Here is a 23,792-nt window from a genome sequence, read left to right on the forward strand (position 1 = left end):
GGCAGACCCGAACCGGAAGGAGGCCGCTCAGCCCAGGGCGAAGGGCCCGAACACGGGAGTCCACTCGCGGATGTCCGTCGACTCGATGACACCGAGCGAGGCATAGGGATCGGCGGCCAGGTGCCCTTCGACCTCTGCACGGTCGGCGGCGCTGAGGATCAGCAGACCTCCCGGCTGCGGATCGTTGTCCAGGGGACCGGAGGCGAGGATCGTTCCGGCCTCATTCATCTCCGCCTGCCATTGACGGTGCGCGGGGCGGTGCTCCATCCGCGTATCGGTATCGGGACCGTAGTGATAGGTGACGGCGAAGACCGGCATATGTGACTCCTCGGTGTCGAGCAATAGGATGGAACCAGTCTAATCGGAAAGGTCTGTGCATCAGCGTGGCCAGATTGCAGGAGATCCCAGCGGAATTCGCGGACGACGACACGATCTATGAGTCCTTCGGCGAATACTGCCAAGCGATCGGAGTGGAGCCGTATCCGGCTCAGGACGAGGCGTTCCTCACGATCCTCGCCGGCGACAATACGATCATGGCGACCCCGACCGGTTCGGGGAAGTCACTTGTCGCTCTCTTCGCGCTCTACCAGTCCTTCACCCGGGGGATCCGGTCCTACTACACGGCCCCGCTCAAGGCCCTTGTGAGCGAGAAGTTCTTCTCCCTCATCAACGCCTTCGGTGCCGAGAACGTCGGCATGATCACCGGCGACTCCACGGTCAACCCCGACGCTCCCGTCATCTGCGCCACGGCAGAGATCCTGGCCAACCAGGCGCTGCGTGAGGGCGGAATGCTCGACGCCGGAATGGTCGTCATGGACGAGTTCCACTATGTCGCCGATCCCTCCCGGGGCTGGGCCTGGCAGGTGCCCCTCCTCGAGATGCCGCAGACCCAGTTCGTTCTCATGTCCGCCACCTTGGGCGACACGACCGACATCCGGTCGACCATGACGGAGACGACCGGACGCGGATCCTCCGTGGTCACCTCCGCGACCAGGCCCGTCCCACTCGACTACGAATACTCGACGGAGACGCTTTCTGACACTCTGCGCGGACTCGTCCGCAACGACAAAGCCCCGGTCTACGTCGTCTCCTACTCCCAGAACGGAGCCATCGACCTCGCCACCAACCTGCTTTCGGTCGACCTCGCCTCCAAGGAGCAGAAAGCCGCGATCGCCGCAGCCATCAAGGGCTTCACCTTCGGCAAGGGATTCGGGCAGAGCCTGCGCAAACTGCTTCTGCACGGCGTCGGCGTCCATCACGCCGGAATGCTGCCGAAGTACCGCCGACTCATCGAACAGCTTGCGCTCAAGGGCCTGCTCCTCGTCATCTCCGGCACGGACACCCTCGGCGTGGGCATCAACGTGCCCATCCGCTCCGTGCTCCTGACCGGACTGACGAAGTTCGACGGACGGAAGATGCGCAGACTCAGCGTCCGCGAATTCCAACAGCTCGCCGGACGTGCCGGCCGCGCCGGATTCGACACCCGCGGTTACGTCATCGCCCAAGCCCCCGAACACGTCATCGACAACCTCAAGGCCGAAGCGAAGGCCGCGAACGATGAGAAGAAGAAAAAGAAGAAGATCAAGAAGAAGTCCGCCCCCGTCGGCTTCGTCGGCTGGTCCGAAGAGACCTTCACGAAACTCATCGAGGGCGAATCCGAGACCCTGCGGCCGCGGATGAAGATCGACCATTCGACGATCCTCAACCTCGTCGCCCGCCCCGGCTCCGACGTCTCGACCATCAGCGACTTCATCGACAAGACGCATGAGAGCAGCGACCGCCGACTCGACCTCAAACTCACCGCGATCAGCATCGGACGCTCCCTCATCGACGCCGGTCTCATCGAGGTCCGCGGCAGCGAGCTCGTCGCCACCCAGGACCTCGGACCGCAGTTCGCGCTCAACCAGCCCCTGGCGCCCTTCGTTCTCGCCGCACTCGACCTTCTCGACGAGGACGACGACACCTACGCCCTCGACGTGGTATCCATCGTCGAGGCGACCACCTCGGTGCCGTTCCAGATACTGAAGGGCCAACTCGACCGGATCAAGGGAGAGACCCTGGCCGAGCTCAAGGCCGAAGGCGTCGAATACGCCGAACGCATGGCGATCCTCGACGAGATCGAAAGCCCCGCACCCCTGGCCGAGTTGCTCGACCCGGCCTTCGACCATTTCGTCGAGACTCATCCCTGGCTCCACCGGGGCGGCTTCGAACCCAAATCCGTCGTCCGCGACATGATCGAGCAGGCTATGGGCTTCACCCAGTTCGTCGGCTACTACAGTCTCGCCCGGGCCGAGGGCAGCCTGCTGCGCTACCTCACCGACGTCTACCGCGCACTGCTCCACAACGTTCCCGCGGAGAACCGGACCGAGGAACTCGAGACCATCATCGAATGGTGTGGTGAGACCATCGCGCGGACTGATTCGTCGCTGCTCGACGAATGGCGCACCCTGCAGGGTCTCGACCCCACTCAAGCTACCGACGATCTGCCGGCCCTCGACCGCCGCTTCTCCGAGAACACGAAGGTCTTCACCGCGGAGATCCGCAATGCTCTGTTCCACCGAGTCCTGCTGGCCGAACGTGCGAACTACACGGAGCTCGGCCGTCTCGACGCCGAATCCGGGTTCGACTCACGGGCCTGGGAGGACGCGATCGAGGACTTCTACGACGAATACGGGGAGCTCATCGTCGACCAGAAGGCCCGCGGACGGGAATATATCGACATCACACCCGGTTCAGACACATGGAGCGTCCGACAGATCCTCGCCGACCCCGACGACAACAGGGACTGGGCCATCGACGCCGAGGTGGACGTGGCCGCCAGCGACGAATCCGGAGACATCGTGCTCCGCATCCTCTCCGTCGGAGAGATCGGCGGATGAGTCTTCGAACCGTTGCGAATACAGCAATGTCAGTGCCGAGTAATACAGTGGTCAGGTGATGAAAACCAATAACGGTGAGCAAGTGACAGGCGTTTCCCATCTCGACACCCTGTGGGTCAAGGGAGCCCGAGCGCACAATCTCAAGAACGTCGAGATCGCGCTGCCGCGCGACTCGATGGTCGTGTTCACCGGCTTGTCCGGTTCCGGCAAATCGTCGCTCGCCTTCGACACGATCTTCGCCGAGGGGCAGCGACGCTACGTCGAATCCCTGTCCTCCTATGCCCGGATGTTCCTCGGACAGATGGACAAACCCGACGTCGACTTCATCGAAGGGCTGTCCCCGGCGGTGTCGATCGACCAGAAGTCGACGTCGCGCAATCCGCGTTCGACCGTCGGCACGATCACCGAGGTCTATGACTTCCTGCGCCTGCTGTGGGCACGGATCGGCACCCCGCACTGCCCCGTCTGCGGTGAGGTCATCACGAAGCAGACACCGCAGCAGATCGTCGACCAGCTGCTCGAACTCGAGGAACGCACGAAGTTCCTCGTCCTCGCTCCCGTCATCCGCTCCCGCAAGGGCGAATTCGTCGACCTCTTCACCGACCTGCAGTCCAAGGGCTTCTCCCGGGCCATCGTCGACGGTGAGCAGATCAGCCTGAGCGAACCGCCGACCCTGGAGAAGCAGTACAAGCACACGATCTCCGTGGTCGTCGACCGCCTCGTCGCCAAATCGGGAATGCGCCCGCGCCTGACCGACTCCGTCGAAACCGCGCTGGGGTTGGCCGATGGACGCATCGACGTCGAACTCGTCGACGCAGGCACGACGCGCACATTCTCCGAGCATATGTCCTGCCCGAACGAGCACCCCCTGACGATCGACGAGATCGAACCCCGCTCGTTCTCCTTCAACTCGCCCTTCGGCGCCTGCCCCACCTGCGACGGCATCGGCACCCGCCTGCAGGTCGACGAAGCTCTCGTCGTCCCCGACGAGGACCTCAGCCTCGGCTCCGGGGCCATCGCCCCCTGGTCGGGCGGCAAACAGGTCGCGAAGTACTTCAACCGTCTGCTCAAGGGCCTCGGCGACGAACTCGGCTTCGATATGAAGACGCCGTGGAAGAAGCTGCCGAAGACTGCGAAGACTGCGATACTCACGGGCAAGGACTACAAGGTCCACGTGAAGTACAAGAACCGCTTCGGCCGCGAACGCACATACTCGACGGGCTTCGAGGGCGTCTACCAATACATTCAGCGCAAGCACGAGGAAACCGAATCCGAGTGGTCGCGGGAACGCTACGAGTCCTATATGCGGGAGATCCCGTGCGCCAGCTGCGACGGTACGCGCCTCAAACCGGAGATCCTCGCCGTCAAGGTCGGCGGCAGATCCATCGCCGAGGTCTCCGAACTCGCCCTCGACGAAGCGGCCTCCTTCCTCGGTTCCCTCGAACTGAGCTCCCGGGACGCCGCGGTGGCGGCGCAGGTGATGAGGGAGATCAACGCCCGCCTCGGCTTCCTCCTCGACGTCGGCCTCGACTACCTCAGCCTCAACCGGGCCGCCGGTACGCTCTCCGGCGGTGAGGCCCAGCGCATCCGCCTGGCCACACAGATCGGCTCCGGCCTCGTCGGCGTCCTCTACGTCCTCGACGAGCCCTCGATCGGTCTGCACCAGCGTGACAACCGCCGACTCATCGAAACGCTCAACAAGCTCAAGGATCTCGGCAACACCCTCATCGTCGTCGAACACGATGAGGACACCATCGAATCCGCCGACTGGATCGTCGACATCGGGCCCGGTGCCGGCGAGCACGGGGGAGAGGTCGTCTACTCCGGTCCTGTCACCGGCCTGAAGGATGCCGACGGATCGATCACCGGCGACTATCTCTCCGGTCGACGAGCGATCCAGATCCCGCCGACCCGCCGTCCCGTCGACAAGGACCGGATGGTCACCGTCGAGAAGGCCGTGGAGAACAACCTGCGCGACGTCACGGTGTCCTTCCCCCTCGGCGTACTCACCGCCGTCACCGGCGTCTCCGGGTCGGGCAAGTCGACCCTGGTCAACGAGATCCTCTACACGCAGATGGCGAATGTCCTCAACGGCGCCTCCCGGGTGCCGGGACGGCACAAGCGCGTGACCGGTTTGGACAACCTCGACAAGGTCGTCCACGTCGACCAGTCGCCGATCGGGCGGACCCCGCGGTCGAACCCCGCGACCTACACCGGCGTCTTCGACCATGTGCGCCGACTGTTCGCCGAAACCGAATCGGCGAAGGTCCGCGGCTATCTGCCCGGACGGTTCTCGTTCAACGTCAAGGGCGGACGCTGTGAGAACTGCAGCGGCGACGGCACGATCAAGATCGAGATGAACTTCCTGCCCGACGTCTACGTCCCCTGCGAGGTCTGCCAGGGCGCCCGGTACAACCGCGAGACGCTGGAAGTCACGTTCAAGGGCAAGAACATCGCCGAAGTCCTCGATATGCCCATCGAAGAGGCCAACGACTTCTTCGCCGCGATTCCGGCGATCTCGCGACACCTCAAGACGCTCGTCGAAGTGGGGCTCGGCTATGTCCGACTCGGGCAGCCGGCCACGACTCTCTCCGGCGGTGAGGCCCAGCGTGTCAAACTCGCCGCGGAACTGCAGAAGCGCTCCCGCGGCCGCACCGTCTACGTGCTCGACGAACCGACGACCGGACTGCACTTCGAGGACATCTCGAAGCTGCTCATGGTCCTCCAGGGACTCGTCGACAAGGGCAATACGGTCATCGTCATCGAACACAACCTCGACGTCATCGGCAACGCCGATCACATCATCGACCTCGGACCGGAGGGCGGTCGCGGTGGTGGGCAGATCATCGCCCAGGGCACCCCCGAAGAGGTCGCCGAGGTGGCCGAATCCCATACCGGACGGTTCCTCAAACCGATTCTCAAGTCCTGATCCGAATGCCTGAGCCATCCACCTACCGTCCGGCCACCGGGTCGATCCCCACCTCGGCCGGGGTCTACAAGTTCCGGGACCCCGATCGGCGGGTGATCTACGTCGGGAAGGCGAAGAACCTCCGCAACCGACTCAACTCGTACTTCGCCAATCCCGCCGCGCTGCATCCGCGCACCTCGACGATGGTTCACACCGCGAACTCGGTCGAATGGACCGTCGTCGACACCGAGGTCGAAGCGCTCCAGCTCGAATGGACGTGGATCAACGAGTTCAATCCGCGGTTCAACGTCATGTTCCGCGACGACAAGTCCTATCCGTATCTGGCGATCACGATGAACGACGAGGTGCCTCGTGCCTTCATCACTCGCGGAAAGCGACGCAAGGGCGTGAAGTACTTCGGTCCGTTCGCCCAGGTGTGGGCGATCAAGGACACGCTCGATCTGCTGCTCAGGGCCTTCCCCATGCGGACCTGCACAGCAGGCGTCTACCGCCGGGCCGAACGCAGCGGCAGACCCTGTCTGCTCGGATACATCGACAAATGCGCAGCCCCCTGCGTCGGCCAGATCAGCAAGGGCGATCACAAGGATCTCGCCCGCAGCATCTCAGATTTCATGTCCGGCAACACCGGCCGATTCATCAGCCACCGGCAGAAGGAGATGGCCAGCGCCGCGGCAGAACTCGACTATGAGCGCGCGGCCCGTCTGCGCGACGAGATCTCCGCGCTGCAGAAGGTCCTCGACAAATCGGCTGTGGTCCTGTCCGTGAGCGCCGACTGCGATATCTTCGCCCTCGTCACCGAGGAGCTCGAAGCCTCCGTCCAGGTCTTCCATGTGCGCCAGGGTCGCATCCGCGGTCAGCGCGGCTGGATCATCGAACGCTCCGATGACCACACTCCCGCCGAGCTGACCACCGACTACCTGCGTCAGGCCTACTCCGGCCTCGACGCCGATGCCATCCCGAAGGAGATCCTCGTCGACACTCTGCCGGCGGATCTCGATTCGCTGGAGGCGTGGCTGAGCCAGCAGCGTGGTTCCCGAGTGACCGTGCGGGTGCCCGAACGCGGTGAGAAGAAGGCGGCCTTGGAGACGGTGGGGAAGAACGCGAAGGAAGCGCTCGTCCAGCACAAGCTCAAGCGCTCCTCCGACCTGACGACACGCAGCCAGGCGCTCAAGGAGATCCAGGAGCACCTCGACCTGGCGGAAGCACCGCTGCGCATCGAATGCATCGACATCTCCCACACCCAGGGGTCGAACGTCGTCGCCTCCCTCGTCGTGTTCGAGGACGGCATGGCGAAGAAGCGTGACTACCGACACTTCGCCATCCACGGGGACGCGGCGGCCGACGATACGGCATCGATGTACGACGTCGTCTCACGTCGCTTCAGCCGCTACCTCGAGCAGATGACCTCCGAGGAACCCGACGAGCGCTTCGGCTACCGGCCCAGCCTCCTCGTCGTCGACGGTGCGGGCCCGCAGGTCGCTGCCGCCACGCGAGCACTGACCGATCTCGGCATCGTCGACATCTCGGTCGTCGGTCTGGCCAAACGACTCGAAGAGATCTGGGTTCCCGACGATCCGTTCCCCGTCATCCTCCCACGCAACTCCGAAGGTCTCTTCCTCATGCAGCGCCTGCGTGATGAGGCCCATCGCTTCGCCATCACCTATCACCGGTCCAAACGTGCAAAGGCGATGACGAGCTCGGTGCTCGACGAGATCCCGGGGCTCGGGGAATCGAAGCGCACCGCTCTGCTGCGTCATTTCGGATCCGTGAAGAAGGTCCGCGCCGCCACCGCCGAAGAGATCTGCGAGGTCAAGGGGATCGGTCCCGCTCTCGCCGCGAAGATCGTCGGGGCTCTGACCGACTGAGCTCTGCGATTCTGCCCTAGAGTAGTGCCGAGGGACACTGATCCCGCCGACCGAACGGGCATGAGCAGAGGAGGACGCGTGAGCGTGCAGGCCGAATCGAACGGATCCGACCACCCCATCGAGGTGGTGCTCGTCACCGGCATGTCCGGAGCCGGCCGCACGACCGTGGCCAATGTGCTCGAAGACATGGACTGGTACGTCGTCGACAACCTGCCCCCGCAGATGATGCGTCCGCTCGTCGAGCTCGTCGCTCGAGCCGATGGCGCCCTGCCGAAGATCGCGATCGTCATCGATGCCAAGGGCCGGACGAAGTACACCGAGCTGCAGGAGACGATCAGCGATTTCGTCGATCAGGGGCTGTCCCTGCGCATCGTCTTCCTCGACGCCTCCGACGAAGTCCTCGTCCGACGGTTCGAATCGACGAGGCGACCCCATCCTCTGCAGGGGGAGGGGACCCTGCTCGACGGCATCGAAGCCGAACGTGCCGAGCTCGAGTCCCTCAGACACCGCGCCGATATCATCGTCGACACCTCCGAGCTCAACGTGCACCAGCTGTCTGCCGAGGTGCGCAAGCGCTTCAGCGACGATGACACCCCACCGCTGCGCCTGACGGTGATGAGCTTCGGATTCAAATACGGACTGCCGAAGGACGCCGACCACGTCGCCGACGTCCGCTTCCTGCCCAACCCGTACTGGATTCCCCATCTGCGCGGACACAACGGGCTCGACTCCGATGTCGCCGACTACGTTCTCGAGCAGAACGGCGCCGAGGAATTCATCGAACGCTATGCCGCAACTCTGTCCACGGTCGCCGAAGGGTATCTGCACGAGGGACGCGGATACGCGATGATCGGGATCGGCTGCACCGGCGGCAAACACCGCTCCGTGGCGATCAGCGAACGCGTCGGACGACTGCTCTCGGCTCGGACCGGGATTCCGGTCACCGTACGTCACCGTGATCTGGGAAGAGAATGACATGGAGACCGAAGATCTGCCCGTCATCTCCACGGGCGCACAGAAGGACGGTCCCAATATCGTCTCCTTCGGCGGCGGCCACGGTCTCTATGCGGCGCTGAGGGCGTTCCGCCTGCTCACCGAAGACCTCACTGCGGTCGTCACCGTCGCCGACGACGGCGGCTCATCCGGACGTCTGCGCGACGAACTCGGCGGACTGCCTCCCGGTGATCTGCGGATGGCGCTGGCCGCACTCTGCGATGACGGAACCTGGGGTCAGACGTGGCGTGACGTCATCCAGCACCGCTTCGAATCGGCGGGGGAGCTGGACGGTCACGCAGTGGGCAATCTGCTCATCGCCGCCCTGTGGCAGATCCACGGCGACCATGTGGCCGGCCTGGATTGGATGGCCCGTCTGCTGCGCGCTCACGGCCGTGTGCTGCCGATGTCCTCGGTGCCGCTGACGATCGAAGCCGATGTGAAGTTCCCCGGCTCCTTCCAGGTCGTGCGCGGCCAATCCGTGCTCGCCTCCACAATCGGCCACGTCGAGACCGTACGCCTCGACCCGGCGGCCCCACCGGCCCGCTACGAGACAGTCGACGCGGTGGAGGAAGCCGATGTCCTCAACCTCGGCCCCGGCTCGTGGTACACCTCGGTGATGCCTCACCTGCTCGTGCCCTCCCTCGCGGAGGCGATCGTGGCCTCGAACGCGGTGAAATCCCTCACGCTCAACCTCAGCTCCACCGACGGTGAGACGAAGGATCTGAGCCTCGGCGAACACCTCGTCTCCCTCCACCGACATGCCCGCTCACTGACCTTGGACTATGTCCTCGTCGACGAGGCGGCCACCGAACTCGAACCCGATCTGCCGGACCGGGCCGAAGACATGTTCGGGGCGAAGCTCTGGGAACGTCCCTTGCGCTCACGGAGGCAGGGACAGCATGACAGCCTCAAACTCGCGGCATGCTACCGTGACATGTTGTTGGACGCCGGGATCGGCGTCGCCGAGCAGTGGTAGAACTTCAGGTGCAGGAGGACGAGCTATGGCACTGACCGCTCAGGTCAAGGACGAGTTGGCGCGTGTGACGATCACACGCACCTCCGCCCGCAAGGCCGAAGTGTCCTCGATCTTCCGCTTCTCGTCGGCTCTGCACCTCGTCAACGGCTCGATCGTCCTGGAGGCCGAACTCGACACCGCTCAGGCCGCCAAGCGACTGCGCGCGGAGATCAAGGACCTCTACGGTCAGCATGCCGACATCGTCGTCATCAATGCCGCCGGGATCCGCCGCTCCAACCGCTATCTGCTGCGTGTCACCCGTGACGGGGGAGCGCTGGCCCGCCAGACCGGACTCGTCGACAACCGCGGCAGGCCTGTGCGCGGACTGCCCTCGGCCATCGTCAACGGGTCCGTGGCCGATGCCGAGGCCGCCTGGCGCGGAGCCTTCCTCGCCCACGGCTCCCTGACCGAACCGGGACGCTCCTCGGCACTCGAGGTCACGTGCCCGGGCCCCGAGGCGGCTCTTGCCCTCGTCGGTGCCGCTCGTCGCCTCGGCCTGAGTGCGAAGGCCCGTGAAGTCCGCGGAGTCGATCGCGTCGTCATCCGCGACGGCGACGATATCGCCGCACTGCTCACCCGCATGGGCTCCCACAGCGCCGTGCTGGTCTGGGAGGAACGGCGGATGCGCCGGGAGGTCCGCGCGACCGCGAACCGTCTGGCGAACTTCGACGATGCGAACCTGCGCCGCTCCGCACGTGCCGCTGTGGCCGCCGGAGCTCGGGTCGAACGCGCACTGGAGATCCTCGGCGACGAGGTCCCCGAACACCTCCGCTATGCCGGTCAGCTGCGAGTGACTCACAAACAGGCGTCTCTCGAGGAGCTCGGCCAGCTCGCCGACCCGCCGATGACGAAGGACGCGGTCGCCGGCCGGATCCGCAGGCTGCTGTCGACTGCGGACAAGCATGCGGAAGAACTGGGAATTCCCGGTACCGAAGCCAGTCTGACCCCGGAAATGCTCGAGGATCGCTAAGATCGAGGCATGAGACGAATCGCCATCAACGGCTTCGGCCGCATCGGTCGTGCCCTGTTCCGTCTGTCCCTCGAACCCGATGCCGATTTCGAGGTCGTGGCCATCAACGATCTCACCGATACGACGACCCTGGCCCATCTGCTCTCCCACGATTCCGTCTGGCCGCGGTTCAACCATGACGTCGACGCCGCCGACGAGGCGATCATCGTCGACGGACGCGAGATCGCCGTGACCAGCCAAGCCGACCCGGCCGCCATCGACTGGAGCTCGCACAAGGTCGAACTCGTCGTCGAATCCACCGGACGCTTCACGCGTCAGGACCAGGCCGAGGCCCACCTCGGCGGCACCGTGCAGACGGTCGTGCTCTCCGCCCCCGGAAAGGATGTCGACGCCACCCTCGTCATGGGCGTGAACGAAGACGTCTTCGACCCGACCGCGCACTCCGTGGTCTCGAACGCCTCGTGCACGACGAACTGCATGGCCACCGTCGTCAAAGCACTCGACGACGCCCTCGGCGTCGAATCCGGTCTGCTCAACACCGTCCACGCCTACACCGGCGACCAGATGCTCGTCGACGGACCCCACCGGGATCTGCGTCGGGCGCGCGCCGCCGCCGTCAACATCGTGCCCACCACGACCGGCGCCGCTCGCACCGTCGGCCGCGTGATGCCCCACCTCGAGGGCAAGCTCGACGGACTGGCCGTGCGCGTGCCCGTGCCCGCCGGTTCGATCATCGATTTCACCTTCACCACGTCCACGGGCGCCGACCGGGACGAGGTCAACGCAATCCTCGCCTCCGCGGCGGACGGATCACCGTATCTCGACTTCTCCACCGACGAACTCGTCTCCACCGACATCGTCGGCACCACCGCCTCGGCGATCGTCGATTCCAAGCTCACGATAGTTCTGGGAGACCAGATCAAGGTCGTGGCCTGGTACGACAACGAGTGGGGCTACACGAACCGACTCAAAGACATGGTCAGCTACATTCTCAGCGAAAGGGACTCATGAGGACATTCGACGATGCGGGCATCTTCGCCGGCCACACGGTGCTCGTCCGCAGCGATCTCAATGTGCCGATGGACGACGGCACCATCACCGATCGGGGGCGCATCCTGGCTTCGGCCGGAACCATCAGGTCCCTCGCCGAGGCGGGAGCCAAGGTCATCGTGATGTCGCATCTGGGCCGGCCCAAGGGAGAACCGGATCCGCAGTTCTCCTTGGCCCCGATCGTCCCCGAGCTCGCCGACGCCATCGGCCGTCCGGTCGCCTTCGCCGCCGACACCGTCGGTGAGGATGCGCAGACGAAGGCCGCGGCCCTGTCCGACGGCGAGGTGCTGCTGTTGGAGAACCTCCGCTTCAACCCGGGCGAGACGGCGAAAGACGATGCGCAGCGCCAGGAGTTCGCGTCCCGCTTGGCCGGACTGGCCGACGACTTCGTCTCCGACGGTTTCGGCGTCGTCCATCGCAAGCAGGCCTCGGTCTACGACATCGCCGGCCTCCTCCCGCACTATGCCGGTTCGCTGGTGCGTGCGGAAGTCGAAGTCAGCGACCGGCTGCTCAATGATCCCGCCTCACCGTTCACCGTCGTCCTCGGCGGGTCGAAGGTCTCGGACAAACTCGGCGTCATCGACAACCTCATCGACCGTGCCGACAATCTGCTCATCGGCGGGGGAATGGTCTTCACCTTCCTCGCCGCGCTCGGCCACGACATCGGTTCGAGCCTGGTCGAGAAAGACCGCATCGACGACGTCGTGGGCTACCTCGAACGCTCCCGGTCCGGCGGGGCCCGCATCGTCCTGCCTACGGACATCGTCATGGCCGCCTCCTTCGCCGCCGATGCCGAACACTGGGTCCGGCCCGTCGCCGAACTCGAAGACACTCCTGCAGGAGGCGACGGCCTCGGCCTCGACATCGGCCCCGAATCGGCCCGCACCTACGCCGAGATCATTGCGGGCTCGACCACCGTGTTCTGGAACGGGCCGATGGGCGTCTTCGAATTCCCGGCCTTCGCTGCCGGCACCAAAGCCGTCGCCCAGGCACTGACCGATGACGGCAGCGGTCGGGGACAGCGGCTGACCGTGGTCGGCGGCGGTGACTCCGCGGCCGCCGTGCGCAGCCTCGGCTTCGCCGACGACGCTTTCGGCCATATCTCCACCGGCGGTGGTGCCAGCCTCGAATACCTCGAAGGCAAGACCCTGCCCGGACTCGACGCACTCGGATGAGGAAGACAGACACCATGAACGACCGCACCCTGCTGCTGGCAGGCAACTGGAAGATGAACCACGACCACTTGGAGGCGATCTCCGCTGTCCAGAAGCTTGCCTGGGCACTCGAGGACGCCAAACTCGACGACAGTCATTGTGAAGTCGTCGTCGTCCCGCCATTCACCGATATCCGTTCGGTGCAGACCCTCGTCCAAGGCGACAAACTGTGGCTGAAATACGGTGCCCAGGACGTCTCCCAGCACGCTCCCGGAGCGCATACGGGAGAGATCGCCGCTTCGTTCCTCTCCCGACTCGGCTGCAGCTACGTGGTCATCGGCCACAGCGAACGCCGCGCGGACAACCACGAGACCAATGAGGTCGTGGCCACGAAGATCAAGGCCGCACTCTCGGCCGAACTCACGCCGATCCTCTGCGTGGGGGAGTCCCTCGAACAGCGGCAGGAGAAGAGCCACGTCGAGTTCACGCTCGGGCAGATGGATGAATCCCTGGCCGGATTCGACGCCGCCGATCTCTCCGGCCTCGTCATCGCCTACGAGCCCTTGTGGGCGATCGGCACCGGAGAGACCGCCACGGCCGCCGATGCCGCCGAAATGGCGTCGGCCATCCGAGTGCGCCTCGGTGAGAAGTACGGCGACGCTCTGGCCCAGACCACCCGCATCCTCTACGGCGGATCCGTCAAGGCCGACAATGTGGCAGAGATCGTCGCGTCCGCAGACGTCGACGGCGCGTTGGTGGGCGGTGCGAGCCTGAGCGGCCCGGACTTCGCCGCTTTGTGCAAGGCCGCGGTCGCGAAGTAGACTGACAGACGCATCATTCGACGAAACACTCGACGAAACATAGGTTGAATCCGACGTGGAAATCCTCAACATCATTCTCATCGCGCTGCTTGTGCTCACGAGCGTCTTCCTCACCCTGCTGATCCTCATGCACAAGGGCAAGGGCGGTGGCATGTCCGACATGTTCGGCGGCGGAATGTCCTCGTCGCTGGGGTCCTCGGGTGTCGCCGAGCGCAACCTCAACCGGTTCACCACGCTCATGGCGATCATCTGGGCGGCCTGCATCATCCTGCTGGGAGTCCTCACCCGCTTCAACGCCTGAGCAGGCGAATGAGAAGGACCCCGACCATTCCGGTCGGGGTCCTTCTCATTCGTGGTCTGTCCGTCGTGCCGGCGGATCAGTGCCGCTTCGGGCCGATCAGTCGTGGCCGAAGTGGTGGCGGGGGCTGATCGATCCGATCGCCTCTCGCAGCTGCGAGAGGCCGCGAGCACGATCAAGCAGGTGCAGACGCAGCACGGGCCGACCCTTCTCGGTCAGCACTGCTGCATCTCCGGCGGCCTGGGCGCGCTGCAGCTGTGCGAAGCCGAAGTCGCGTCCCGGCACCAGCAGATCCGTGCGAGCCTCACCGGTGATCTGGAGGAACACGCCGTTGGGGTGACCGCCCTTGTGGTACTGACCGGTCGAATGCAGGTAGCGGGGTCCGAAGCCGAAGGTCGTCTGGACTCCGGCGTGTGTGGATACGAGCGGTCGCAGATCCTCGGCCTCGGCATCGGCGATCCGATCGAGGTACGCCTGGATGCCGACATACCCGTACTCGTCGACCCGGGAGAACAGCTCCTCCAGGGCTCCGACGAGATCGGTGGCCTCGTCGACGACCTCGAGGACGTCGATGTCTCCCTCACGGAACTGCGGCTGTCCTGTGGCTGCCGAGTCCGGTCCGTCGAGCAGATGCCTGGCCCGTGCCTTCGCCGCTTCCACATCGGGCTGGTCGAAGGGGTTGACCCCGATGCTGTATCCGGCGATGGCCGTGGCGTATTCCCAGAACAGGAACAGCTCGCCCAGCCCACCCGTGATGCTCGCTTCGAATCTGGACGGTGCACCCAGCTCTGAGCCTTCGGCTGCCGGCCCGAGCAGGCACAGGAGAGCGTCCGCGCGGGCGTCGGAGAACCCGATGTCGGCGGGGGAGTCGACGACGACGGGAAGGATGCCCTGACCGTCCTTGCCGAGGGATTCGGCGATGAGCTGCTCGACCCAGGCTCCGAGCCCGGCCAGCTGCCCGGATGTCTCGGCGAGGACGAGCTTCTCCGTCATCCTGGCGTGCGCGATGCTCAGCCAAGCGCCGAACCGCAGTGCCGGGTTGTCCAGGTTGTCCGCGGACAGTTCCGCGGTTGCCGCAGCGGCTTCTGCGACGATTTCGCGCACATCGGCACCGGCCAGACCTGCGGGAACGAGCCCGAAGGCCGAAAGCGCACTGAAACGTCCGCCGACAGTGGGGTCGGCGAGGAACGTCGCGAGGAAGCCCTGATCGGCGGCCAGAGCCTCGAGCTCCGTCCCCGGATCGGTGATCGCGATCATCCGGGATGCCGCATCGACGCCGATCGATTCGAAAGCCGCGGCGAAGCTGCGTCGGATCGAATCCGTCTCCACCGTGGTTCCGGACTTCGATGCGATGACGAGGACAGTGTGCTCGAGGTCGGTGCCGATCGCCTCGGCGACCTGATTCGGATCCGTCGAATCGACGATCTCGAGTCGGACACCGGCGGTCTGAGCCATCACCTCGGGAGCGAGCGAGGATCCGCCCATTCCGGCCAGGCTGATCGTGCGCAGACCCTGTTCCTGCAGTTCTGCCCGCAGGGACTCGATCTCATCGAGCAGCTCAGCAGCCTGCTGCGGAAGGTCCACCCAGCCCATCCGGTCCGCGGCATCGGCGGCTCCGTCGAACAGTTCGGCATCCTTGTCACTCAGACGGGAGGCCAGACCGGCGTCGATGAGTCGCGCGGCCTCGGCATCGAATTCCTCGCCGACGGGAGCAGAGAGTGAAAGCCTCATGAGCGCTCCAGAGCCGTCCGGATCGTGTCCTGGAGTTCGGTCCAGCTGACATCGAACTTCTCCAGGCCCTGCTCTTCGAGCACGGTCATGACCTCGGCGTAGTCGATGCCCAGTCGAGCCAGGGCGTCGAAGACCTCGTCGGCGGCACGGTAGTGCTCGGACGTGATCCGGCCGGTGACCTCACCGTGGTCGGCGAAGGCCTCCAGGGTGGGTTCGGGCATCGTGTTCACGGTGTTCGGCGCGACGAGCCCGGCCACGTACATCGTGTCGGCATAGTCGGGGTTCTTCACTCCGGTCGAGGCCCACAGCAGACGCTGCGGACGTGCACCGGCGAGTTCGAGGACCCGGAAGCGTTCGGAGGTGAACAGCTGCGAGTGGATCTCATGGGCGAGCACGCAGTTGGCGATGCCCGCCTTGCCCTTGAGCTCGACCGCCTTCGGGTCCTCGACGGAATCGAGACGGGAATCGATCTCCGAATCCACCCGGGAGACGAACACCGAGGCGACCGACCGGATCGTCGAGAGGTCGTGGCCGGCGGCGCGGGCCTTCTCCAGGCCCTGGAGGAAGGCTTCGACGACGTGGCGGTAGCGGGTCAGGGAGAACACGAGGGTGACGTTGACGCTGATCCCGGCGGCGATCGTCTCGGAGATCGCGGTCAGCCCTGCCTCGGTGGCGGGGATCTTGATCATCGCATTCGGTTCGCCGACGCGCTCCCACAGGGCCTTCGCCGTGGCGACGGTCCCTTGCGAATCGTGGGCCAGCGGGGGAGCGACCTCGATGGACACGCGACCGTCCTGACCATCCGTGGATTCGAAGACCGGACGGAACAGGCGCGCCGCCTCGGCGACATCCGCGGTGGTCAGTGCCTCGATGGCCTCATCCACATCGGCACCGGAGGCACCGAGCTCGGCGACCGCGGAATCGTAGTCGTCGGAACTGGCGATCGCGTTCGCGAAGATCGTCGGATTCGTCGTCACACCCGTGACGGAGGATTCCTCGATGAGCCGCGCGAGATCCCCGGATTCGAGTCGGGTGCGGGAGAGGTCGTCGAGCCAGATCGAGACTCCGGCCGCGCTGAGCTGCTGGAGACGTTCACTCATGCTTCCGCCTTTGCTGCGTTGATGGATTCCTTGGCTGCGTCGACGACGGACGAGGCCGTGATGCCGAACTTCTCGTACAGGGTCTGGTAGTCCGCGGAGGCACCGAAGTGTTCGATGGACACGGCACGTCCGGCATCGCCGAGGTACTTGTGCCAGCTCATCGCCGAGGCGGCTTCGATGCTCACGCGTGCCCTCAGCGTACGCGGCAACACCGTGGCCCGGTAGTCCTCCGGCTGTGCGTCGAACCATTCCTGGCACGGCATGGAGATCACGCGTGCGGCTGTGCCCGATGCCTGCAGAGACTCGGCGGCTTCGAGGGCGATGGCGACCTCGGAACCGCTGGCGATGATGGCTACCTCGGGCTGGTCGCCGGTATCGGTGAGCACATAGCCGCCGCGTGCGGTTTCGGAGGCGGGAGCATACTTCTCACGGTCGAGGACCGGCACGGCCTGGCGGGTGAGCACGAGTCCGCTGGGCCCGTCAGTGCGGTCGAGGATCGTCCGCCATGCGACCGCGGTTTCGTTCGCATCGGCCGGTCGGACGACGTCGAGGCCGGGGATGGCGCGCAGGGCGGAGAGGTGCTCGATCGGCTGATGGGTCGGTCCGTCCTCGCCGAGGCCGATCGAATCGTGGGTCCACACGAACAGATTCGGCAGCTGCTGGAGGGCGGCCAGACGAACGGCGGGACGCTGGTAGTCGCTGAAGACGAGGAACGTGCCGTTGTAAGGGCGGGTTCCGCCGTGGAGGGCGATGCCGTTGCCGATGAGACCGGCGGAGAACTCACGGACGCCGAAGTGGATATTGCGTCCGTACTCATGTCCGGAGAAGGCGCCGGTGGATCGGTGCGCGGGCAGGAAGCTCGGCTCACCCTTGACCAGGGTGTTGTTCGAACCGGCGAGGTCGGCGGAGCCGCCCCAGAGTTCGGGCATGGTCTCGGCGATCGCGTTGAGCACCTGGCCGGAGGCCGCACGTGTGGCGATGCCCTTCTCGCTGGCCTCGAAGACCGGGAAGGCCGCATCGAGTCCGGCGGGCAGTTCGCGCTTGGACAGACGGTCGAAGAGTGCGGCGTTGTCCGGGTTGGCGCTGCGCCAATCGGCGAAGGACTTGTCCCATTCGAGGTGAGCGGCACGACCGCGGTCGAGTGCCTGACGGGTGTGGGCGAGGACCTCGTCGGCGACGGCGAAGGTCGATTCCGGGTCGAAGCCGAGGACCTCCTTGGTCGCCCGGATCTCGTCCTCGCCGAGGGCGGCACCGTGGGATCCGCCGGTGTTCTGGGCGTTGGGCGCCGGCCAGGCGATGATCGTCGACAGGCGGATGAACGACGGACGGGAATCCGCGCGAGCGGCCTCGACGGCGGCGTGGAAGGCTTCGATGTCCTCGTGGTAGTCATCACCGGCGGTGAAGTCGACGTGCTGGACGTGCCAGCCGTAGGCGGCGTAGCGGGCGGCGGTGTCCTCGCCGAAGGCGATCGCGGTGTCGTCTTCGATGGAGATCTTGTTGTCGTCCCAGATCACCAGCAGATTCGACAGCTCCTGTGTGCCGGCCAGCGAGGAGGCCTCACCGGACACGCCCTCTTCGAGGTCGCCGTCGGAGGCGAGCACGACGATGTTGTGGTCGAACGGTGAGGTGCCGGCAGCCGCCTCGGGGTCGAAGAGTCCGCGTTCGCGTCGAGCGGCCATGGCCATGCCCACGGCTGAGGCCAATCCTGAGCCGAGCGGGCCCGTGGTGATCTCGACGCCGGCGGTATGTCCGACCTCCGGATGGCCCGGTGTCAGCGAACCCCAGGTGCGCAGGGCCTTGAGGTCGTCGAGCTCGAGCCCGAATCCGGCGAGGTAGAGCTGGACGTACTGGGTGAGCGAACTGTGACCGCAGGAGAGGACGAAACGATCACGGCCGACCCAAGTCGGGTCGGCCGGGTCGTGAGTGAGTCCGTGCTGATACAGGTAGTGGGCGATGGGAGCCAGGCTCATGGCGGTGCCCGGGTGCCCGTTCCCTGTCTTCTGCACCGCATCCGCGGCGAGGAGGCGGGCAGTGTCGACTGCGCGATTGTCGAGTTCAGTCCAGGACAGAGTTGTCATGTCGTCGAGCGATCCTTCGTTCGTCTGAAGAGCGTGCATTCAAACTCTACCCGTCGGACGCTTGAAGCGCCGCCCCTGTTCACCTGCCGTGCCGACAGGGAGCGAGACATTTCGGCTACCGACGGGTAAAGTGTGGTCTCGCGCACAGCTGTGGTTCGACATTCAACAACTGCGGTGTGCCGAAGAGAGTGAGACCGGGCCGTGCCTGACTGGAGGGATGACAGGGTGAGCAAAGAGGCTGATCCCATGATCGATGCCGCCGTCGCAGACAGCGGAGACCGTCGACCCGGATGGCTGACGGGCAGGCGACCCGACCTCGCCGAGGTGGCCGAACAGACAAGAGGACTCCGTCGGCTGATCTCCCGGATCGGCACGGCGTGCCCGGTGTTCTTCGCCGTGGTGACCGTCGCCGTGTCGTCGGCGATCGCACAGCCGCTTCGTGGCGGCGTCGACATCGGACAGCTCGGGCTGTGGACGCTGGGCACTCTCGTTCTGCTCACACCCTTCGCAGCAGCGCTGGCCGTGATGCTCAATGCGCGGCGCGGCGGTCTGGTGTGGACGACCGCCCTCGTCTTTTCCGTCATCGCCGGAATCATCGGCCTGTGCGTCGATGTGAATCTCCTCCGTGCAGATCCGCAGTCGGCCTCGCTGAGCTTCGTCTCAGTGCTCGTCGTACAGGTCGTCGTGCTTGCTCCCGTGTGTGCCGCAGTGGCCTTCCTCATCCGCATCGTCAGTGACTCGACTCGCCTTCGCGCGACTGGCAAAAACTTCGACAACAGGTAGAATCTAGGGCGTGAGCAAACTTCGTCAGAACCGGGAAGAGCAGAGTGAACGACCTCTGCAGAGGGCCATCGACGAGCAGAACCTCTCCACCCGACCGCGTTCGATCATCAGCGCCTATATCGCGCTGACCAAACCGCGCGTCATCGAGCTGCTCCTCGTCACGACCGCGCCCGTGATGTTCCTGGCCGCTCAGGGAATGCCGAACATCTGGCTCGTCATCAACACGCTCATCGGCGGAGCCGCCGCTGCGGCCTCGGCCTCGGTCTTCAACTGCTACGTCGACCGCGACATCGACGCGAAGATGGAGCGGACGAAGGACCGACCCCTCGTCACCGGTGAGATCAGTCCCCGCTCTGCGCTGACCTTCGCCTTCGTGCTGGGCATCGGCTCGATCTTCTGGCTCGGCGGATTCACGAACTGGGTCACGGCGGGGCTGACCGCCTCGGCGATCCTGCTCTACGCCGTCTTCTACACCCTCGTGCTCAAGCGCCGCACCTCACAGAACATCGTCTGGGGCGGCGCCGCCGGCTGCATGCCCGTGCTCATCGGCTGGTCGGCCGTGACCGGGGGAGTCGCCTGGGAGCCCGTGCTGCTCTTCCTCGTCGTCTTCTTCTGGACCCCGCCGCACTACTGGCCGCTGGCGATCAAGTACAAGGCCGACTACGACGCCGCCGACGTGCCCATGCTGCCGTCGAAGGTTCCGCCGACGTCCGTCGGCCGGCAGATGATCCTCTACACGTGGGCGATGATCGCCTGCTCACTCGCACTCATTCCCATCGCTCCGATGGGTCCGGTCTACACGATCGTGGCCGTGGGCGCCGGAGCCTGGTTCCTGTGGTCGTGCTACTCGCTGGTCTCCCGGGCCAAGCAGGGCAAGGACGGCACGTCTCTCAAGGCGATGAAGGTCTTCCACGGGTCGATCACGTACCTGTCGCTGCTCTTCCTGGCAGTGGCCATCGACCCGTTCGTGCCCACCCTGATCCCCGGGACCTGGTGACTCGCCGAAGAACCCGCTGATCCAATCGGCCCAGTTTGAGCTGGATAGCACAGATTTGAAACAGTGCTATCCAGCTCAAGTTGGGCCGTTGTACGTCTGTGCCTTGCGCTTCGGGTCGGAACGCAAATTCTCAGCCGGCGTTCACGAGGTCGTCGATGACGATCTTCTTCATCTGCATGAGTGCCTGAGTCCGTGCCGGACCGGTCATCAGCTCGCCGAGGTTCGCGGGAATGATCTGCCAGCTGACTCCGTAGCGGTCCTTGAGCCAGCCGCACTGTTCGTGCTCGGGAGAGGCCGACAGATGTGACCAGTCGTGGTCGATCTCGGCCTGGTCGGCGCATTCGACGGTCAGTGAGATCGCTTCGTTGAACGTGAACACCAGTCCGCCGTCGAGGCAGATGAACTCTGTGCCGTCGAGGACGAACCGGCCGTTGATGACCTTCCCGCTCATCCCCGCGAAGTGGTCGTCGAGGGATTCGTCCCGATAGCGTTCGATGGAGAGGATGGAAGAGTCGGGGAAGACGGAGCAGTAGAACTCCATGGCCTCCTCGGCGCAGTCAGGAAACCACAGACACGGAACGATCGGGACTGACATCGGTGCTCCTCGGGTATGCGCTGTCGAGGACGGCAACGCTTGCCGCAATCGTAGCCGACAGGCCGACCATGTGTAGGGCCACGAGCAGTTCGGGAACACCGAGGAAGTACTGGACGTAGCCGATGACCCCCTGGGCGACCTCGACGATGAGGAGCACGGTCAGCGGAGCGACCATCGCCGTCTGCGCCTTCTTGCGCGCGACGACGAGCGCGGAGATCGTGGCGATGACGAGCAGCCATACCGGCGCGGCGTGCAGCCGGGTGACCCAGATGTTGTCGAGGTTGTTGCGGGTCGAGATCGTCGAACCCGAATGGGGCCCGGCCCCGGTGGTGAGCACGCCGAAGATCACGATGACCGCGGTGAGACCGAGGATGATCCAGCCCAAAGTCGGCAGCGGAGCCGGGGCCTTGGTGCCCAGGCGCACGCCGGTGTCGTAGGTGCGGCGGACGAAGTAGGCGGCGACGCCGACGGCGACGGCCGAGGGGACGAAGTGTCCGGCGACGACCCAGGGATTGAGCTTCGTCCATACGGTGATTCCGCCGACGACGGCCTGGACGGGAACGATGGCCAGCAGTCCTATATTGAGCCAGAACAGATCCGGGCGCTGCTTCCGACCCTTCCACAGCATGAGCGCAATGCACACGCCGAGGAGCGCCAACGCCACGGCCAGCAGGCGGTTGCCGAACTCGATGGCGCCGTGGATGCCCATCTCGCTGGTGGCCACGAGCGAATCTGGGGTGCACTTCGGCCAGTCAGAACAGCCGAGGCCCGAGCCGGTGAGCCGGACGATTCCGCCGGTCAGGATGATCCCTGCCTGGGCGATGAGCATGGCCCAAGCGGCGATGCGGATCTTCTTCGTGACCACTTCACTCCTCATTCGAAACGGAACCACCTGCGTGCCGCAAGCGTTCCCACAAGCCCCCATACCAGGAGCACGATGATTGCCTTGATGTCTGTGCCGCCGGCTCCGATGGCGGACCGCATGGCGTCGCCGAGCGCACCGGAGGGCAGGTAGCCCACAACTGTTCCCCATTCTCCCGGATGTGCGATGACGAGGCCACCGACACCAGCCATGAGCACCCAGATGAGGTTCGTGGCCGCCAGGGTCGCCTCGGCGCGGACGGTGCCTGCCATGAGCAGACCGAGCGAGAGCAGCGAGGCGGTGCCCAGCAGTGTGGCCAGGATGAGCCCGAGGACGTCGACGGGACCGCGGAAGCCGAGAACCGCCGCCGTGGCGAAGACGAGCGCGTACTGGATGAGGACGACGACGATGACGGCGCCGAGTTTGCCGAGGATGAGTCCGTTCGTGCCCAGCGGAGTCGTCGCCAGCTGCCGCAGCACTCCGTAACGGCGGTCGAAGGCGGTCGCGATCGCCTGACCGGTGAATGCGCTGGAGGCCAGGCTCAGGCTCAGCGCTCCGGGGACGGCGATCGACAGCGGGTCGGCCCCGGCGTCGATGACTCCGAGGCCGGTGAGCAGGGGAGTCTTCGCGAGGAAGACGAGCAGACCCAGAGGGAAGATGACCGAGAGCAGCAGCTGTTCGCCGTTGCGCAGAACGGACAGGGTCTCGAACTTCGCCTGCGAGACGATGCGTGCGGCGGTCATCGCAGCGGCCTCCCGGTCAGCTCGAAGAACACATCGGACAGGGACTGTCTCTGCATGCCGATGTCCGTGATCTGGCCCCCCGCCTCGGCGATGGCTGTGCACGCGGCCGCGATCTGGCTCGCCGTCGGTGCTCCGTCGATGATGATCAGGGAGCCCTGCGCCGAGGCGGGACCGAGCCCGGTGAGTCGATCGACGAGATTCGCGGGGGCGGGGGAGTCGAGTCGGATCGTCAGCGCCCGCGACCCGGCGGAGGCGCTGCGCAGCTCCTCGGGCGCTCCCTGAGCGATGATCCGTCCCCGATCGATGACGACGACCTCGTCGGAGAGCTCCTCGGCCTCGGTCAGGTCGTGGGTGGTGAGGACGACGGCGACCCCACTGTCGGCGAGATCTCGGATGAAGCTGTGGACGACCTCACGAGCCTGGGGGTCGAGGCCGGCGCAGGGTTCGTCGAGGAAGACCAGACGAGGTCGACCGATGAGGGCCGCAGCCAGCGCCACCCGCTGCTTCTGTCCGCCGGAGAGTCGGCGCATCGTGCGTCCGGCGAAATCGTGGAGGCCCAGGGGTTCGGCGAGCTCGTCGACCGGCCGGGGGTTCTCGTAGAGCGAGGAGAGATGGCGAAGCACCTGCAGCGGCTTCGAGCTCATCGGCAGTCCGCCGTCTTGGAGCATCACCCCGGCCAGCTGCGAGGTCGTGGCGTGGGCGGTGACGGGGTCGTGGCCGAAGATCTCCACCGTGCCCCCATCGGGGCGGCGGGTGCCCACCGCCAGGGAGATGGTCGTGGATTTGCCCGCGCCATTGGGTCCGAGGACACCGAGGACGGACCCGGTCTCGGCCGTGAGGTCGATTCCGTCGACGACACGGTGGGTGCCGTAGGAGTATTGGAGACCGCGGATGGTCAGGGCCGGAGATGACACCAGGCTATTCTA

The 23,792-nt window shown here is 65.4% G+C and carries 20 protein-coding genes; 12 read left to right on the forward strand and 8 right to left on the reverse strand.

Annotated features, from left to right (window positions below; all coding sequences use genetic code 11):
* Window positions 1-27: 27 nt before the first annotated feature.
* Window positions 28-318, reverse strand: coding sequence for a YciI family protein (locus tag BLIN9172_RS01330; protein WP_101553507.1), 291 nt, complete (start codon window positions 316-318; stop codon window positions 28-30).
* 65 nt (window positions 319-383) lie between these two features.
* Here BLIN9172_RS01330 and BLIN9172_RS01335 point away from each other — a divergent pair, with 65 nt between their 5' ends.
* From BLIN9172_RS01335 to secG, 10 genes are read left to right on the forward strand one after another with little or no spacing between them, the layout of a single operon-like run.
* Window positions 384-2,879, forward strand: coding sequence for a DEAD/DEAH box helicase (locus BLIN9172_RS01335; RefSeq protein ID WP_101553508.1), 2,496 nt, complete (start codon window positions 384-386; stop codon window positions 2,877-2,879).
* A 58-nt stretch (window positions 2,880-2,937) separates the two neighbouring features.
* Window positions 2,938-5,808, forward strand: a complete 2,871-nt coding sequence (gene uvrA, locus BLIN9172_RS01340) for an excinuclease ABC subunit UvrA (RefSeq protein ID WP_101553509.1) — start codon at window positions 2,938-2,940, stop codon at window positions 5,806-5,808.
* 5 nt (window positions 5,809-5,813) lie between these two features.
* A complete protein-coding gene (gene uvrC, locus BLIN9172_RS01345) occupies window positions 5,814-7,673 on the forward strand; it encodes an excinuclease ABC subunit UvrC (protein WP_101553510.1) in 1,860 nt (619 codons plus the stop codon).
* Between the two features lie 60 nt (window positions 7,674-7,733).
* Entirely contained in the window at window positions 7,734-8,648 is a 915-nt protein-coding gene (gene rapZ, locus BLIN9172_RS01350) for an RNase adapter RapZ (protein WP_180956928.1), read from the forward strand.
* A 1-nt stretch (window position 8,649) separates the two neighbouring features.
* On the forward strand, window positions 8,650-9,645 hold the full coding sequence (locus BLIN9172_RS01355; RefSeq protein WP_101553511.1) for a gluconeogenesis factor YvcK family protein: 996 nt from the start codon (window positions 8,650-8,652) through the stop codon (window positions 9,643-9,645).
* 25 nt (window positions 9,646-9,670) lie between these two features.
* The gene (whiA, locus tag BLIN9172_RS01360) at window positions 9,671-10,654 is read left to right on the forward strand and encodes a DNA-binding protein WhiA (RefSeq protein ID WP_025777783.1); all 984 of its coding nucleotides are present in this window, start codon (window positions 9,671-9,673) and stop codon (window positions 10,652-10,654) included.
* A 9-nt stretch (window positions 10,655-10,663) separates the two neighbouring features.
* On the forward strand, window positions 10,664-11,665 hold the full coding sequence (gap, locus tag BLIN9172_RS01365) for a type I glyceraldehyde-3-phosphate dehydrogenase (RefSeq protein WP_101553512.1): 1,002 nt from the start codon (window positions 10,664-10,666) through the stop codon (window positions 11,663-11,665).
* Window positions 11,662-12,879: a phosphoglycerate kinase gene (locus BLIN9172_RS01370; protein ID WP_101553513.1), complete on the forward strand. Its 1,218-nt coding sequence runs from the start codon at window positions 11,662-11,664 to the stop codon at window positions 12,877-12,879. The genes gap and BLIN9172_RS01370 overlap by 4 nt, the downstream gene beginning before the upstream one ends.
* 14 nt (window positions 12,880-12,893) lie before the next feature.
* On the forward strand, window positions 12,894-13,679 hold the full coding sequence (gene tpiA / locus BLIN9172_RS01375; protein WP_101553514.1) for a triose-phosphate isomerase: 786 nt from the start codon (window positions 12,894-12,896) through the stop codon (window positions 13,677-13,679).
* Between the two features lie 55 nt (window positions 13,680-13,734).
* Window positions 13,735-13,980 (forward strand): preprotein translocase subunit SecG, encoded by a 246-nt coding sequence (secG, locus tag BLIN9172_RS01380; RefSeq protein WP_025777779.1) that lies wholly within the window; start codon window positions 13,735-13,737, stop codon window positions 13,978-13,980.
* A 96-nt stretch (window positions 13,981-14,076) separates the two neighbouring features.
* On the opposite strand, the gene BLIN9172_RS01385 is transcribed toward secG, so the two are convergent.
* The 3 genes from BLIN9172_RS01385 to tkt are packed head-to-tail and all read right to left on the reverse strand — an operon-like array spanning window position 14,077 to window position 18,886.
* Window positions 14,077-15,708, reverse strand: a complete 1,632-nt coding sequence (locus BLIN9172_RS01385; protein WP_101553515.1) for a phosphoglucose isomerase-related protein — start codon at window positions 15,706-15,708, stop codon at window positions 14,077-14,079.
* Entirely contained in the window at window positions 15,705-16,808 is a 1,104-nt protein-coding gene (tal, locus tag BLIN9172_RS01390; protein WP_101553516.1) for a transaldolase, read from the reverse strand. The genes BLIN9172_RS01385 and tal overlap by 4 nt, the downstream gene beginning before the upstream one ends.
* Window positions 16,805-18,886, reverse strand: a complete 2,082-nt coding sequence (gene tkt, locus BLIN9172_RS01395; protein WP_101553557.1) for a transketolase — start codon at window positions 18,884-18,886, stop codon at window positions 16,805-16,807. The genes tal and tkt overlap by 4 nt, the downstream gene beginning before the upstream one ends.
* Window positions 18,887-19,132: 246 nt before the next feature.
* Here tkt and BLIN9172_RS01400 point away from each other — a divergent pair, with 246 nt between their 5' ends.
* Together BLIN9172_RS01400 and BLIN9172_RS01405 are read left to right on the forward strand one after the other, a co-directional pair.
* Complete coding sequence (locus BLIN9172_RS01400) at window positions 19,133-19,669, forward strand: hypothetical protein (RefSeq protein WP_101553517.1); 537 nt, start codon at window positions 19,133-19,135, stop codon at window positions 19,667-19,669.
* Window positions 19,670-19,679: 10 nt separating this feature from the next.
* A complete protein-coding gene (locus BLIN9172_RS01405; protein ID WP_101553518.1) occupies window positions 19,680-20,666 on the forward strand; it encodes a heme o synthase in 987 nt (328 codons plus the stop codon).
* 130 nt (window positions 20,667-20,796) lie between these two features.
* Here the strand turns inward: BLIN9172_RS01405 and BLIN9172_RS01410 are convergent, their stop codons facing one another.
* The 4 genes from BLIN9172_RS01410 to BLIN9172_RS01425 are packed head-to-tail and all read right to left on the reverse strand — an operon-like array spanning window position 20,797 to window position 23,780.
* Complete coding sequence (locus BLIN9172_RS01410) at window positions 20,797-21,261, reverse strand: VOC family protein (RefSeq protein ID WP_101553519.1); 465 nt, start codon at window positions 21,259-21,261, stop codon at window positions 20,797-20,799.
* A complete protein-coding gene (locus tag BLIN9172_RS01415) occupies window positions 21,224-22,126 on the reverse strand; it encodes a COX15/CtaA family protein (RefSeq protein ID WP_240811960.1) in 903 nt (300 codons plus the stop codon). The genes BLIN9172_RS01410 and BLIN9172_RS01415 overlap by 38 nt, the downstream gene beginning before the upstream one ends.
* A gap of 8 nt (window positions 22,127-22,134) precedes the next feature.
* On the reverse strand, window positions 22,135-22,866 hold the full coding sequence (locus BLIN9172_RS01420; protein WP_101553521.1) for an ABC transporter permease: 732 nt from the start codon (window positions 22,864-22,866) through the stop codon (window positions 22,135-22,137).
* Window positions 22,863-23,780 carry an ABC transporter ATP-binding protein gene (locus tag BLIN9172_RS01425; RefSeq protein WP_101553522.1) on the reverse strand — a complete coding sequence of 306 codons (918 nt, stop codon included), beginning with the start codon at window positions 23,778-23,780 and terminating at the stop codon, window positions 22,863-22,865. The genes BLIN9172_RS01420 and BLIN9172_RS01425 overlap by 4 nt, the downstream gene beginning before the upstream one ends.
* Between the last annotated feature and the right edge of the window lie 12 nt (window positions 23,781-23,792).

The organism is Brevibacterium linens ATCC 9172, assembly GCF_900169165.1.
Taxonomy (GTDB): Bacteria; Actinomycetota; Actinomycetes; order Actinomycetales; family Brevibacteriaceae; genus Brevibacterium; species Brevibacterium linens.